We start from the raw sequence: 15359 nt of genomic DNA, 5'->3' as shown, positions 1-15359 counted from the left end.
GGGCGGGTTCCAGGTAACAAGAGATACAATAAAATTAATACATGAAAAATTCGGTTAAGTTTTTGTGGCGCTTCTTTTTTTGGGGGTTGCTATTTGCAATCTTCATATTTTCCCTAGCCTATTTTGGGGTTTTTGGAAAAATGCCCTCATTAAAAGAACTGGAAAACCCCGAAGCCGACCTAGCTAGTGAAATCATAAGTGCTGATGGCCTGCTTATGGGAAAGTATTATGCCGAAAACCGCAGCGAAGTAAAATACAATGAAATTTCACCCAATATTATTCATGCATTAATTGCCACAGAAGACCAGAATTTTTATGACCATTCCGGTATTGATGCAAAGGCAGTAGCCCGGGCTGTATTTAAATTAGGTACAGATGGAGGCGGAAGCCCAATTACCCAACAGTTGGCTAAAATGATACTGAAGCAGGGAAGAGGAAATGTAGTAGAGAGAGTAATTGATAAAATGAAAGAATGGATTGTGGCCGTAAGATTGGAACGAAATTTTACCAAAGAAGAAATAGTAACACTTTACCTCAACAGGGCGCCATGGGGAAATTTATACGGTATAAGAAATGCCAGCAGGACCTATTTTCAAAAGGAACCTTCTGCATTAAAATTAGAAGAGGCCGCCGTACTCGTAGGTATGTTAAAGGGGTTTATTTATAACCCAATATCCCGGCCCGATGCTGCACTCAACAGGAGAAACACAGTAATACAACGGATGGTTGATGCAAAACAACATTACCTCCCTCAAGCCGATGCCGATAAGCTTAAATCCAGGCCACTTATTACCAATTATAAACCCATTGATGAAGCTATAGGAATTGCCCCTTATTATCGCAGAGCTTTAATTGATGTAATAAAAAAATGGTGTAAAGAACATACCAACCCAAAAACCGGGGAGCCTTATGATTTATACCGGGATGGCTTAAAATTTTATACCACTATAGATACCCGAATGCAGAAATATGCCGAAGAAGCCGTATTACAACACATGCCGGTACTGCAAAAAAAACTCAACGGCTTTCTCAAAGCAAGAATCAGCAAATTATGGGATAAGCATCACGAAGTTATGGAAAACGGTATTAAATATTCTGAGCGCAGGAAAAATATGCTTGAAGCCGGGTTAAGTGAAGAACAAATCCGCAAATCATTTGATAAGCCCGTACGCATGAAAATATTTACCTGGGATAACCCAAAGCATGAAAAAGATACTGTGATGACGCCTCTGGATTCTATAAAATATCATAAGCAATTAATGCAGGTAAGTTTTGTGGCAATGGATCCCAAAACCGGTGAAATAAAAGCTTATGTGGGAGGGTTCGATTACAAATGGTTTAAGTACGACAATGCTTCGGCCATGCGCCAGGTGGGCTCTACATTTAAGCCATTGCTTTATACACTTGCCGTTACCGATGCCGGCTACACGCCGGAAACGGTAATACCGGGTGGTGCATTAACCTTAAACGGCAAAACTATTTCCGGAGGAGGAGGTACAATGGCCTATTGCCTGGCCCAATCAAAGAATGCTGCTGCATGGAGGCTCATGTCTGTAATAGGAGTAAAGCGTACTTTAGAGTTTGCTCAGCAATGCGGTATTAAAACTAAGCTTCCGCCTTATCCATCCATTGCTTTAGGTTCTGCAGAAATACCCATGGTAGAAATGTTGCAATCTTATACCATGTTCCCTAATAGGGGTTACAATACCGAGCCTGTTTACTTAACCCGGATTGAAGACAAAAACGGCAACCTGATTTTTGAATTTCCCCTTGCTCAAAGCAAGCAGGTGATAGGTGAAGTAGATGATTATACCATGGTTAAATTAATGGAAGGAGTTGTAAAATCGGGTACGGCACGCTCTTTAAACAGCTACAATATACCGGTGGCAAAGGCTGGCAAAACCGGTACAACCAATAATTATACCGATGGCTGGTTTATAGGATATACACCTGATTTGCTGGCCGGAACCTGGGTTGGCTGTGCCGATCCTTTTATTCCAATTTATTCCAACAATGTTGGCGGTGCAGAAATGAGCGCCCCACGCTGGGGAATTTTTATGAGTAAAGTAGCAGCGGATAAAAAACTGGACTATAATAAAAAGAAAGATTTTGATGAACCGCCGGAAATGAAAATGGATCCTATTTATGCTGATAACAGCAGGTTTGCAGAATTATTGAACCAGGGCGACAGTCTTACTGTGGACTCAGGCGTAAATGATGGAGGCGACTTTTTTAATGAAGAACCCATTGATGAAACACAAGGCACTAATGACATAAATTCCCCGAAGCAGGATACAATTAAAATGCCTGCCGGTAAAGATCCGGCAAAAGGGAACGAAAGTAAAAAGCAGGAAAAAGTAGTACCTAAAAAGCCCGAAGAAAAAGGGAATGACTATTGATTCTTCTAAATAATTTATGATTTAAGGCTGAACTGTTTCAGCCTTTTTTAATGACAAATACCCCGAGGGAGACCGAATAATTGTAATTGAATTTTTTTCACTAATTCTTTTTCAATTTAAGCAGTTGTTTTATTTAAAAATAGTGCTTAAAAAAGCGGATGAAAAACTTCATCCGCTATCCTTAAAATTTTAATGCACTTACTATGCTTCTTTATTATCTTCTGCTGAAGCAGGTGATTCATTATCTAACTTTGCTTTAATATCTGCTAAAGCGCTAAGGTCACCAAGCGTAGCTTTTTCTACTTTATTTTGGATATTTTTAACCACTTTTTTAGTTACTTCAGCTTCGGCTTTCTTTTCTTTAATGTGGGCTTGTTTTTCTTCTTCTTTTTCCTGCTCCCACAAGCGGCTATGGCTAAGTACTATGCGTTTGTCTGCTTTTTCAAATTCTAAAACCATAAAGTTGGCTATTTCATCCATGCCTATAGATTTACCATCTTCTTTCATTAAATGACGGGCCGGTGTATAACCTTCGAGACCGTATGGTAACAATACCATAGCGCCTTTATCGTCTTTTTTAATTACAGTGCCTTCATGTACAGAACCAATAGTGAAGATTTCCTGCAAACCTACCCAGGGATCTTCTTCAATTTGTTTATGGCCCAATTGTAATTTGCGTCCTTCTTTATCAATGCTAAGGATGATGCTTTCAATTTCATTACCCACTTTGGTATATTCGTTAGGGTTGTTAAAACGTTTCAGCCAGCTTAAATCGCTAATGTGAATCATTCCGCCAATACCTGTTGCTAATTCAACAAATACACCATAGGGTGTAATATTTTTTACAATGCCTTTGTGTTTACTTCCTTCGGGGAACCTGTTTTCTATAGTGCTCCATGGGTCTTCTGTCAATTGCTTAATAGAAAGGCTCATTTTACGGGTTTCTTTATCGAGGGTTACTACTTTAGCTTCGTATTCATCACCTATTTTAAAGAATTCTTTAGCATTAATTGGTGTATTTGCCCAGGTAATTTCACTTACGTGTACCAGGCCTTCAACGCCGGGGTTAATTTCAAGAAAAGCGCCGTAATCTTCAATATTTACCACTTTGCCTTTTATAATTTCACCTTCTTTAAGGTTTTCTGCCAAAGTATCCCATGGGTGAGGAGTGAGTTGTTTTAAACCAAGGCTGATGCGTTTTTTATCATCATCAAAATCCAATACCACCACATTTAATTTCTGGTCCATCTTTAGCACTTCTGCAGGATGGATAATTCTTCCCCAAGAAATATCAGTAATGTATAGCAAGCCATCTAAGCCGCCAAGGTCAAGAAACGCACCAAAGTCGGTAATGTTTTTGATAGTTCCTTCAAGTACCTGCCCTTTTTCAAGCTTACCAATAATTTCTGCCCTTTGTGCTTCAATATCGCTTTCTATAAGCGCTTTATGGCTCACTACTGCGTTCTTAATGGCTTCATTAATTTTTACAACTTTAAATTCCATAGTTTTACCCACAAACTGATCGTAATCGGTTACAGGTTTTACATCTATTTGAGAACCGGGAAGAAAAGTTTCTAAACCAAATACATCCACAATAAGCCCGCCTTTGGTTTTGCTGGTAACGCAACCAGTAACAATTTCGCCGGTTTTGTTTACTTCCACAATTCTTTCCCAAGCACGGGTAATACGGGCCGATTTACGGCTAAGGTTTAAGTTACCATCCCTGTCTTCTTTTTCTACAACCATTACTTCTACTACTTCTCCTACCTTTACACCACCTGGTATATCTCTGAATTCATTAAGGGAAATTAAACCATCGCTTTTAAACCCAATATTTACTACAGCATCGGTTTTGGTTAATGATTCAATGGTTGCCATAATCATTTCACCATCGTTAATTTGTCTGAAAGTAGACTCATAAACTTTGTCGTACTTTTCTTTTTCATCCTGCGAATAAGCAGAAACATTTCTTTTATCCCTGCTCCAGTCAAAGTCATCATGGGCAGTTTCTGGTGTTGCTTCTGTTGTAGTGGTTTCCTGAACAAGCTCATTTGTTGACGCAGTAGCTTCAGCATTTTCGGCAGCTTTTGGCTCCTGTTCTTCTGCGTTTAATTGTTTAATAATATTGAATGACATAATATATCCCCGTGTTTTTTAATCGGGGCAGCAAAGGTACAGGTTTTTAGGGTCAAATCAAACAGGAAATCAATCTTTCGTATGTGATTGGGTATCAATAAAAAAGCCCTCTTAATATTAGAGGGCTTTTTTAATTTAAAACGGGTTCTTACAAAACAAGTACTCTTCCTGTTTTTATACGTTTGCCACCTCTGTCGGCAAGCTCAACTGTATAAATTCCTTTACTTAAATTAGAAAGGTTTACAGGCATATTGGTATATGGACCAAATATTGTGAAAATTTTGCTGTACACCCTTGCACCTTTACTATCAAATACATTTAAAGTGCGGCCACCCTGGTTGGTAATACTGTGATACCTCACATTAAATTGTCCGTTAGGTGCCGGGCTAGGATAAATAAATAGTGTAGCTGTTGCAGAATCTCTAATAGTATAAGATGCAGAAGTGGCCATACAACCATTTACGTCTTCTACTACAGCATAGTAATTACCAAGATGATCTACATCAACAGGCAGGTTTGCTTGTGTACCTGCCACAGATCCATCATATATCCATTCAATAGATTCTGCAGCATTGGGTGATGTAGCAACTGATAATGTAGTAGTGAGGCCGGGGAACAAAGCAGAGTAGGGATTGGCTGCAACAACAAGTGTTGGGTTTGGATATACGGTTAATGTGCCTGCTGTAGCCTGCAAAACGCTGTTACAAATAGGTACATACATTGAATCGTAATATACATAGCCATTCATATCGGGGTTAATTGAGCTAATGCTCAATGAACTTGTTGTGACACCGCTATATCCGCCACCATTACTTAATGCAGTAAAGGTTGCTCCTCCATTTGTACTTAAATACCATTGGTGATTAATTATAGAACCACCTTCTGGTTCTGAGGCAGTAAAGGTAACACTACTGCCATCGCATGCTGCCTGGTTATCTACTGTAGAAGTACCGGAAATGGCTTCATTAACGGTTACGGGTACTGTAGCTACAGTTGATTGACATGTAGCTGTACTGAAACTTACATTATAATTGTTTACACCTGCTGCAGTAGGTAGTACATAAACTGTAGTTGCAGGAGTTCCGGTGTAAGGAGTAGTTGCTGATGCATCCGTAAATATTGTACCTGCAGGGCCTGTCCATACACCTTGTGCAAAGTTTGGTGCAGTATAAGTAATGAATAATTCAGCTGCATTTACACTACCTACATCACCGCCACCAAGGTCTGCTACAAGTATGTTCCAGGTACCGTTGATGGTAGATAATAAACCTGCCCACGTAGTATTTGTTGTAGCGATATTACCAAAACTTGGATTGGTAATCAACCATCTTTCTGCGCCAAAGCTACCCGTTCTTGGAGCAGGTGCGCCACTTATAGCTGTGGTTGAAATAGAATCAATTGTTGTATTGGTAAAGTTTGCAGTACCATTACTACCTGAAGCATTATCCAATAATGCAAACATGCTTAATGAAGTGTTGTTTGGCGCTTGCAGGTTCATCACAACATCACCTACCCATGTATGAGGTAATGTAAATTTAATACCAATATTTTGGATAATAGAGCCTGCCGGTATTCCCGAAACTTGTATAGGAACTGCTAAAGCATTGGTTATTGGGAAGGTATTATCCGGAATATTAACCGGTAAACCTGTTGCAACAAACGTAGTTGTTTGTACAGAGGAAACGGTATTTGTTAAAGATAATTGTTGAATGGTTCCGCTGCAAATATTTGCAGATGGAGGATTTACCACAGGATTTAAAGGAGTGATAGATAATGTTACCACACTACTAAAATCAACTGCGGCGCAGCCACCCTGGTAAACTGCACGGTATTGGTATCCATTTATTGAACCAGGTGCATTTGTTATTAAAAGTGTTGCAGTATTTACATCACTGTAAGGTGCTGAGTTGGGTACATTTTGCCAGTTGGCAGAAGCACTTGTTCTATATTCCCAGAACACTGATGGGCTGCTACCAGCCAATCCTATATGGAAGCTGGCGTCCTGTCCGCAAGCTGTTGATTGGCTTGTGGGTTGCTCCGTAACGGTAACAGGGATACAGGGTAAAATATTTACCAGGTAATCTTCGGTTTCTCCAAATGCCAGGGCATTACAGGCATTTCCTCCGGTAAATAATGTTGAGAATTGTACCCTCACCCTCATACGGGTAACACCTGTTAGTGCAGTGCCTGGTACATTAATAGTACCTGCATGTATGCCACCACTGCCAGCGGCTGTTGTACCTAAAGATGTAAATTCACTGGCTTCAAATGTACCACTTTGGTTATAGTCAATCCATACACCCACGGCTTCTGTCCAGGAATCTTCGGTAGTTACAGAAATAGGCGCTGCATCACCTGCAGTAATATCTGTTGCAGGTATGGTTGAAGTGTAATCACCATATCCGTTAGTAGAGCAAGCAGATGTATTATTTAAAGATGAACCGAAGGTAACATTGGTCATTACATCATCATCGGTGCAATTGAAAGCAGTGGTTGGAGGAATGCAATAACAGGATGATGGCGGGTTCATCGTAATTCCAACTGGTGTTGAGGTTGCACTATTGGCACCGCAGTTTACTACGCATTGATAGAAAATAGCGCTTGACGTATTGGTAACATAAGTTGCTGTTGTAGCACCGGTAATATTTGTCCATGGGCCGGTAGCAGATGGGCCCGATTGCCATTGATAAGTTATACCAAGGCCACCTGGATCTTGTAATGATAAAGTAAAAGGAACACCGGGGCAAGCTGTAGTTGTTGTAGATAGGGTGTTTCCAGGAGTTGGCGTGCCACTGCAAGATGCGCCGTAAGTAACCTGGTCAATTCCCATATAATCAGAATTGTTACCTGCTGGTCCGCCATCTTCCACAAAATATCTAAAGGCAAATCTTCCAGTTGTTGGCCCGGCTAAACCTGAAAGTGTTACGGTAAAAAGCGTCCAGGTATCCGGGTAAGTTGCGTAAGTAGAGTTAATATCTAAAAGCAAAGTGGTAAAATCTCCAACCGAAGTTTCAGATGTTCCTGCATTAACGCTGGAGCCTGAAGTACTTAAACGTAGTTGGAGCCTGTCAGGAAAAATACTTCCTGTACCACGGGTATAAAATGAAATAATATTTCCATTGGCTAATGGAACTTCCGGGGTAAACAACCAGTTACTGATTGTTCCCGAACCTGCAACATTATTAAAATTTGCAGCAATGTAAGAAGTAGGTGCGCCATTATAGGCATTGAAAACAGTAGTGTTACCCTGAAACCAACCGGTACTGCCAATTGTTGGTCCACTAAGGTTTTGAGAGGCCCAGCCGGTTGGCAAAGGAATTGCCGTTGTAAAACCCTCGTTTATTTGGGCAAATACATTTGTTGCAACTAAGCTGCTGATGATTAATAAGAACAGCCTTGCTTTCTTGTAAAAATGTTTCATGTGATGAATGGTTTAATGAAAAAAAGCACTTTTGGTAAATTCAGTCATAAAGTTAGGGGAAAAAAAGGGGCTGACGAAAATCAGCCCCTTTTTTTTAAAAAAATATCAATCTTTTTTATAAAACTAATATTCTTCCTGTTTTAATACGCTTTCCGCTTCTTTCTGCCAGTTCTACGGTGTAAACACCTTTACTAAGGTTTGAAAGATTAACGGGCATATTGGTATACGCTCCAAAAATTGAAAATGTGTTGGAGTAAACTCTGGATCCTTTGCTGTCAAATACATTTATCGTACGGCCACCCTGGTTAGAATTACTGTAATACCTTACATTAAACTGACCATTATTTGTTGGATTAGGATAAATGAATAAGGTTGACGTTACGGAATCCCTAATGGTTATTGATGAAGAGGAGCCTTCGCATCCATTTTCATCTACCACAGTTACATTATAAGTACCTAATTCATCTACATTTACAGGTAAGCTTGAGCTGGTATTTCCAATAGTTGATCCATTGTAATTCCAGGTATAGCTTCCGGATGCGCCATTTACATTAATCGTTGTGCTTATTCCCGGGAATAAAGCAGATGGATTTGCTGATAAAGACGGTGTTGGATTTGCATGTACGGTAAGGGTTCCGTTTCCTGAATGGAGTGTACTGTTACATACAGGTATGTATAAAGAATCATAATAAACATATCCATCCATACCCATTGAAACACTGCTAATGGAAAGTGATGCTGTGGTAGCCCCACTGTAAATTCCACCGTTATGTACTTCAGTAAAGGTTGCTCCACCATCGGTACTCATATACCATTGGTGATTTACCGGCTGGCCGTTTTCGGGTGTAGATGAACTAAATGTAGTACCTGTTCCTTCACACGCTGATTGATCATCTACTGTTGATGTTCCGCTTAAAGGAATGTTTACAGTAACAGGAACGGTTGTTACACTTGATTGGCAAATAGCAGTACTGAAGCTTACATCATAATTGTTTACGCCGCCTTCTGTAGGCAATACATATACAGTAGTTGCAGGTGTGCCTGTGTAAGGAATGGTTGCGGCTGCATCGGTAAAGATGGTACCTGCAGGGCCTGTCCATGTTCCTTCTGCAAAAGTTGGAGAAGTGTAAGAAATAGTGATGCTCCAGTTGTTAAGCGTGCCATCATCCGATGCATCAAAATAATCATAAAATGCCAGTGTCCAGTCGCCATTTAAGGTACTATACAAATTATTCCAAGTGCTGGTAGTTGGAGTATATCCTACAGGGCCGCTTGGTGGGAAACCAGTTGGAACAGTAGCTGTCATGGCATCTGCTTTGAAAAGCCCTGTCCATGGGTTTGTGCCTGCATTTAGCACAGTGGTTCCCAAAGGACTAAATACGGTATTCGTAAAACCAGTAGATATGTCTACTCCACCAGTTCCTGTTAAGAAGTAATCAAGGTTTAATACTTGTCCGTTTGGCCCTTTCAGCACAAAACATGCATCGCCAATCCATGGGTGTGCAACATTTAATGTTACTTTAAAATCGGTAATAATTGAGCCTGCAGGGATACCGGAAACAGGTATCACATTTGAATCAAATAAACTTCCATCATCTGCAGAAGGTATTGCAAGGTTTACACTACCTGAAGCAAAGGTGGAAGATTGCAGGGTAGAAGTTAAATTGGTTAATGATAATTGCTGAATAGTACCTGCACAAATTGTTGCAGATGGTGGATTAACATCGGCAATTAAAGGCGTAACTGTTAAAGTCCCTATACTGCTGTGGTCTAATGCAGTACATGCCCCCTGAAATACGGCACGGTATTGATATCCCTCTAATGCTGATGTAACTGCAGTAATCGTTAGTGTGTTGGTATTTACACCGCTATAGGGTGCAGCATTAGGTACATTTTGCCAAATGCCGCTAGCACTTGTCCTGTACTCCCATGAAGCCGAAGGTGCGCTTCCGGTTAATGCTATAGAGAATGTTGCATTTTGTCCGCAACTTGCCGATTGACTTGTTGGTTGCGTTGTAACGCTTATTGGAACACAAGGAGTAACATTTACGGTGTAATCTTCTACTTCACCCCAATTATCGGTACCGCATGATCCATTATTATCGCTATCTGTATTATCATACAACCGTATTCTCATTCTTGTTGCACCAAGGGTAGCACCGGAAGGAATGATGATGGTGCCATTGTATGGTCCTGCACTGTTTGTAGGCGCTAAATACACTTGTTCACCCGGATCTGTAAAGTCAAAATCCTGGTTAAAATCAATCCATATTTTTATCCTGTCTCCACCAAAACCATTTGTTGAAGTTACGGTAAAAGGCATGGTTGCTCCGGCAATTACATCTGTAGAAACAGCGGTAAAATCCTGGTATCCGCTGCCGCCTGTTGAGCTATTATCAATAGTTCCTAATTTTACGTTTCCAATTCTTTCAAAACTGCCCGATGCACCTGCATCGCAATAGCAGGGTACCATATTAATAAGTACCGGTGTTGAAGTGCCATTGTTACCACTACAGGTAACAACGCATTGAAAATATGTTGTGGCTGTAAGTGTAGTGGTATAAGTAGCATTTGTTGCTCCTGTTATATTTGTCCAGGTTGTTCCATCTGCTGAAGATTGCCATTGGTAGGTAACTCCTGCACCGGAAGTGGCATTTTGTAAACTTAAGTTTAAAGGAATATTTTGGCAAATTGTAGTTGCGCTTGCAATAGTATTACCAGGAGCTGGCGTACCGGAACATGAACCGGTATTATAATCGAGTTTAAATGGCATGTCCTGTGCATTAGCACCATCTAATAAATTTACCCAGGTAGCAGCATTTATGTCATGTTGTTTGCCGTTCCACCCTGCCTGGGTTACCTGGCCCACAATTGTTGCCGGAGGTGAAAAGTTGCTGATACCACCATTACCCAATTGCCACTCTATCCAATATGTACCCGGGGTAAGTGAAGTGTTAATGTTTGCAACAATTTCCCAAATGCGCCTTGTAGTACCAGGTGCACCATTAAATATGCGATACATATTTGCATCTGCAGAAGATACAAACCTGTTGGTTGTAAGGTTGCCAAATATTGGCGTAGGTGAACCTACTGAAGGGTCGGTATTAAAAATTTGTATTCTCACATCTACAAAAGGAGATGTAGTACCAGCAAATCCTGTAGAATAGGCATAAAATCTTGCTGTAGTTAAATTCCAGCCGCCTGCAGGTACAGTAAAATCATCGGCAACGGTGAAGCCTGCAGTAATATTGGCGCCAAAACCGGCGTTGGTATTACCTGCCTGAACTTCGCTCCAGGTATATCCTGTAGGGGCGGCAGTACCTGTAGATGAAGTGGCTCCGGTGCTTAAAGGGCCGTTGGTATATGTTTGGGCTCCTGCCAAACCTGTAAATAAAGTAAGGAAAGTTATGGCTGTTAATGTCCATAATTTCGACAACTTAATTTTGTTGATAGTAGTTTTGGATTGCATCATTTTAATTTATTTAAAGAAGAGCATGGCTTAAGCAATGCATAATACCGGGTAAATTTTACCCGGGATAAAGAGATTATGTTACAAATTATTAATTGTCTTTTTTATCTGCTTTTAATTTTTCCCTGGAACCTTGTGAAGTAACAGCAGGAGTAAGTTTGCCTGCTTCAATAGCAGCAGCTTTTTCTTTTTTAATTTTTACTTTTTCCAGGTATTCAGGAGTGTTGTAAGGATTGGTGGATTTATCCGCTGTGCCAAATGTACGCTGGATAACTTTTTTCTTTTTGACAACTTTTGCCGATTCTTGCGCATAAACTAAATTGCCAAAACAAAACCCAACAAAAAGAGTAAGTAAGATTTTTTTCATTTTGATATATTTTACATTAACGTATTGTAGCCCAAATATAAGAGATAAAGTTTTACCGAAAAAATCATTATTATTTTCAAATATATGTTTGCCTGATTGAGCTTTAAATAGAAATCTTTTTTATCCCTATATTTGAAATGGGTATTATATAAATACTTAATCAGACTTGCAGCCAAAAAATGCAAAAACTTTTTTATTCTATCAAAAACTCATCAATTGTAAAAGGGCTGGTGTATGGTTTTGTTGGCATTTTTACATATCCCGGCTTAAATATTATTAACCGTATGAAAATTTACGGCATGGAAAACCTAAAAAATCTTCCCCGTAATAATGTACTATTTGTTAGCAACCATCAAACCTATTTTGCCGATGTAATTAGTTTTATACATATTTTTTGTGCATCCCGCTGGCGAAAAAAAAACAGGCTTGGATTGCCCTATTACCTATTATGGCCTTTTACCCGTATAAAATATGTTGCCGCAGAAGAAACCATGAAGGCAAATTGGCTTACCAAATTATTTACACTTGCGGGCGCCATTACGGTAAAGCGTACCTGGCGTGCCGAAGGCCAGGAAGTAAGGCGTGGATTGGACCCGTCGGACACCAGGAAAATTACTGAAGCTTTGCAAAAAAATTGGGTAATTACTTTTCCGCAGGGTACTACTAAACCATTTGCACCAGGCCGCAAAGGAACCGCATTTATTATAAAACAAAATCAACCTGTAGTGGTACCTGTGGTAATTAATGGTTACTGGAGGGCATTTAATAAAAAAGGGCTAAAGTTTAAAAAGAAGGGTTCGCAGCTTTCCGTAACCTTTAAAGAGCCTATGTATATTGATTACAACGATACTGCCGAAAATATTTTAGACAAAGTAATGGATGCCATTGAGCAAAGTAAAAAATATATGCTCAAAGGCAAGCACCATTTAATGAGCCTTGCCGATAAGTAAAAAAATACAAAATCTTTTATCCTTTTATAAACAAAGCTTTGAGCTCCACTGCTTCATTAGGGCTCATTTTACCACCAAGTATCAGCCGGAGTTGCCTTCTTCTTAATGCGCCATCAAAAAGCCGTATTTCATCATCAGTTTCGGGAATAATTTTAATAATGGGTTTTGGTTTCCCATTAGGATCGAGCGCTACAAAAGTGTAATAAGCTTCATTGCTCTTATATTTATATTGCTGCAGGGCATCTTCTCCCCACACATTAATGTGTATTTCCATGCTGCTGTTAAAAGCCCGGGTTACCTTAGCTTCTATATGCACTACGTTACCCAGTTTTATGGGAGATTCAAAAGAAATATTATCTACCGAAGCCGTTACTACCGGCGAAGCACAATGCTGCATTGCCGATAAAGCTGCGGCAATATCCATCCAGTACATCAACCGGCCGCCCATAAGGTTACCAAAGGTATTGGTATCATTGGGCAGTACAATTTCCGTCATTATTACCCTCGATTCGGATGCTTTTTTATCCATAATTTTTTTTGCAAAGATAGTGGCGAAAAGCTGTTTTCACCTGCCCTATATTATTTTGACATTAATAACTATTTTTGCTAAAAATTTTTCATCTTATATTGCCATTATGCTGTCATTCGATAACACCGAGCTTGCGTATGCTTACAAAACCAATGCTGAATTAAAAAAAGCCAAATTTCTTTTTTGGGCAATGAACAGCCCATTATTACTAAAAATAGGCCTTGCTATTACGCCGCCTGCTATTAAATGGAATTGCCCGTTTGTAAAACCGCTTTTACGCAAAACAATTTTTAGCCAGTTTGTTGGCGGCGAAAACCTGCAGCAAACCGCATCAGTAGCCAAAAAACTGGGTAACTATAATGTAAAAGTAATTTTAGATTATGGTGTGGAAGGTGGAATTAATGGCGAAGAGGGTTTTGACCATGCAACAGAAGTTTTTATTGATGTAATTAATTATGCTGCCACGCAAATTAATGTTCCATTTATGAGCATTAAAGTAACCGGAATTGCCCGGGGCGCTTTGCTGGAAAAATTAGATACATCAATGAAAGGCAGTGAAGGCACTTTAATGAACCGCTACAGCAAAGCGGTGGATGCATTATCGCAAAATGAAAAAGAAGAATGGCAAAAAGTAGTAAACAGGCTTGCTAAAATTTGCGAAGTTGCAGTGCATAAAAAAATAGGTGTTTTGGTAGATGCAGAAGAAACCTGGATACAAGACCCGGTAGATGCCATTACCCTAATGATGATGGATAAGTTCAATAAAATTGCACCGCTAATTTATAATACTGTTCAACTTTACCGCCACGACAGGCTGGCTTTTTTGAAAGAATGCCACAAGGCGGCGCTTGAAAGGGAATTTATACTGGCTATAAAAATTGTACGTGGCGCTTATATGGAAAAAGAAAGGGAAAGGGCTGCTGAAAAAGATTATCCTTCGCCCATACAACCCGATAAACAAAGTTGCGATAATGATTTTAATGATGCCATAAAATATTCGCTGGAGCATATTGGTTCCATTTCATTAATTGTAGCCTCACACAATGAATTTAGTAATATGCTTACCACCCAATTACTCGATGAAAAAAAGCTACCTCACAACCATCCACATATTCATTTTTCACAACTCTATGGCATGAGTGATAATATTACGTTTAACCTTGCCCACAGCAATTTTACCGTAAGCAAATACCTGCCATTTGGCCCCATAAAAGATGTAATCCCATATCTCATGCGCAGGGCACAGGAGAACAGTTCCGTATCTGGCCAAACAGGCAGGGAACTCAGCATTATTCATAAAGAAATGATAAGGAGAAAAGCGAAAAATTAGCAAAAAGACGGTGCAGGGTATTTATTTTATACCTACATTATTTTCATCACTTTATTTTCTGCAATTATATACACACTATCATTTTTTTTTGGGCTTACGATATGTGTACCTGTAAAATTTCCAAATGCAGGTAATACTGCATGATATTTGGAGAAATAAAAACAAGGAAGTGTTAACGACTGCTTGCCAGCCCCGCTCAATTTTACTGCCGGGTGAATATGCCCGCAAAAAGTATAAGAGTTGCCTGGTAATGCCGAAATATCTGCATCATGCATAAAGCAAAATTGATTCAATATTAATTTTTCCTCATAAAGCGAAATGCCTGCATCTCTGTACCATTGTTCATTCAATACATCGTGGTTACCTAAAACCAGTTGAAAATTTACATATGCAATACCTTTTTTCCACCTTAAAAAAAAATCATGCTCCTTGTTGGCATGGCTATGAAAAAAATCGCCGATAATTAATACATACTTTGGTTTAAAATATTGTATTAGCGATAGCAACTGCTGCATATCTTCTTTAAAAATGTTTTGAGGAATTCCGATACCGTTTTTGCGAAAATGGCCACTCTTGCCTAAATGCAAATCTGAAAGCAATAATGTTTTTTGGTTTTCCCAATACAGGCATTTTTGAGGCAACACTAAAAAATTTTCGTTTTGTATTGTATGTACTAAAAATCCCCTCATTTAAAACAAAGGTAAATGTGAAGAATTTTCATTTGCTTAATTTCTTTTGCCTGCTTAAATTGTGAAAAA

At 39.4% G+C, this 15359-nt stretch carries 9 protein-coding genes; 3 read left to right on the top strand and 6 right to left on the bottom strand.

Annotated elements, in window-relative coordinates:
* Nucleotides 1–41 precede the first annotated feature (41 nt).
* The gene (locus IPO46_03810) at nucleotides 42–2399 is read left to right on the top strand and encodes a transglycosylase domain-containing protein (GenBank protein ID QQS63727.1); all 2358 of its coding nucleotides are present in this window, start codon (nucleotides 42–44) and stop codon (nucleotides 2397–2399) included.
* A gap of 201 nt (nucleotides 2400–2600) precedes the next feature.
* Here IPO46_03810 and rpsA read toward each other — a convergent pair whose 3' ends face one another.
* From rpsA to IPO46_03790, 4 genes are all read right to left on the bottom strand, one after another.
* Nucleotides 2601–4535, bottom strand: coding sequence for a 30S ribosomal protein S1 (gene rpsA / locus IPO46_03805; GenBank protein ID QQS63726.1), 1935 nt, complete (start codon nucleotides 4533–4535; stop codon nucleotides 2601–2603).
* A gap of 148 nt (nucleotides 4536–4683) precedes the next feature.
* Nucleotides 4684–7956, bottom strand: a complete 3273-nt coding sequence (locus tag IPO46_03800) for a T9SS type A sorting domain-containing protein (GenBank protein ID QQS63725.1) — start codon at nucleotides 7954–7956, stop codon at nucleotides 4684–4686.
* Between the two features lie 115 nt (nucleotides 7957–8071).
* Nucleotides 8072–11428: a T9SS type A sorting domain-containing protein gene (locus tag IPO46_03795; protein QQS63724.1), complete on the bottom strand. Its 3357-nt coding sequence runs from the start codon at nucleotides 11426–11428 to the stop codon at nucleotides 8072–8074.
* Nucleotides 11429–11516: 88 nt separating this feature from the next.
* Complete coding sequence (locus IPO46_03790) at nucleotides 11517–11792, bottom strand: hypothetical protein (GenBank protein QQS63723.1); 276 nt, start codon at nucleotides 11790–11792, stop codon at nucleotides 11517–11519.
* A gap of 179 nt (nucleotides 11793–11971) precedes the next feature.
* On the opposite strand from IPO46_03790, the gene IPO46_03785 reads away from it, so the two are divergent.
* Nucleotides 11972–12742, top strand: coding sequence for a 1-acyl-sn-glycerol-3-phosphate acyltransferase (locus tag IPO46_03785; protein QQS63722.1), 771 nt, complete (start codon nucleotides 11972–11974; stop codon nucleotides 12740–12742).
* A gap of 16 nt (nucleotides 12743–12758) precedes the next feature.
* On the opposite strand, the gene IPO46_03780 is transcribed toward IPO46_03785, so the two are convergent.
* Nucleotides 12759–13271: an acyl-CoA thioesterase gene (locus IPO46_03780; protein QQS63721.1), complete on the bottom strand. Its 513-nt coding sequence runs from the start codon at nucleotides 13269–13271 to the stop codon at nucleotides 12759–12761.
* 106 nt (nucleotides 13272–13377) lie between these two features.
* Between IPO46_03780 and IPO46_03775 the strand changes: the two genes are divergently transcribed.
* Complete coding sequence (locus tag IPO46_03775; protein ID QQS64313.1) at nucleotides 13378–14601, top strand: proline dehydrogenase family protein; 1224 nt, start codon at nucleotides 13378–13380, stop codon at nucleotides 14599–14601.
* Between the two features lie 32 nt (nucleotides 14602–14633).
* On the opposite strand, the gene pdeM is transcribed toward IPO46_03775, so the two are convergent.
* Nucleotides 14634–15290: a ligase-associated DNA damage response endonuclease PdeM gene (gene pdeM, locus IPO46_03770; protein ID QQS63720.1), complete on the bottom strand. Its 657-nt coding sequence runs from the start codon at nucleotides 15288–15290 to the stop codon at nucleotides 14634–14636.
* Between the last annotated feature and the right edge of the window lie 69 nt (nucleotides 15291–15359).

The organism is Chitinophagaceae bacterium (assembly GCA_016699815.1).
Classification (GTDB): domain Bacteria; phylum Bacteroidota; class Bacteroidia; order Chitinophagales; family Chitinophagaceae; genus Ferruginibacter.
The sequence above is the reverse complement of the archived record's forward strand: the minus strand, read 5'-3'. Positions and strand labels throughout refer to the sequence as shown.

Excerpts from the sequence above, each read along its gene's own strand:
- IPO46_03810 (QQS63727.1), top strand. The coding sequence starts at position 42 with ATGAAAAATTCGGTTAAGTTTTTGTGGCGCTTCTTTTTTTGGGGGTTG.
- pdeM (QQS63720.1), bottom strand. The coding sequence starts at position 15,290 with ATGAGGGGATTTTTAGTACATACAATACAAAACGAAAATTTTTTAGTG.
- IPO46_03775 (QQS64313.1), top strand. The coding sequence starts at position 13,378 with ATGCTGTCATTCGATAACACCGAGCTTGCGTATGCTTACAAAACCAAT.
- IPO46_03790 (QQS63723.1), bottom strand. The coding sequence starts at position 11,792 with ATGAAAAAAATCTTACTTACTCTTTTTGTTGGGTTTTGTTTTGGCAAT.
- IPO46_03795 (QQS63724.1), bottom strand. The coding sequence starts at position 11,428 with ATGATGCAATCCAAAACTACTATCAACAAAATTAAGTTGTCGAAATTA.
- IPO46_03785 (QQS63722.1), top strand. The coding sequence starts at position 11,972 with ATGCAAAAACTTTTTTATTCTATCAAAAACTCATCAATTGTAAAAGGG.
- IPO46_03800 (QQS63725.1), bottom strand. The coding sequence starts at position 7,956 with ATGAAACATTTTTACAAGAAAGCAAGGCTGTTCTTATTAATCATCAGC.
- rpsA (QQS63726.1), bottom strand. The coding sequence starts at position 4,535 with ATGTCATTCAATATTATTAAACAATTAAACGCAGAAGAACAGGAGCCA.
- IPO46_03780 (QQS63721.1), bottom strand. The coding sequence starts at position 13,271 with ATGGATAAAAAAGCATCCGAATCGAGGGTAATAATGACGGAAATTGTA.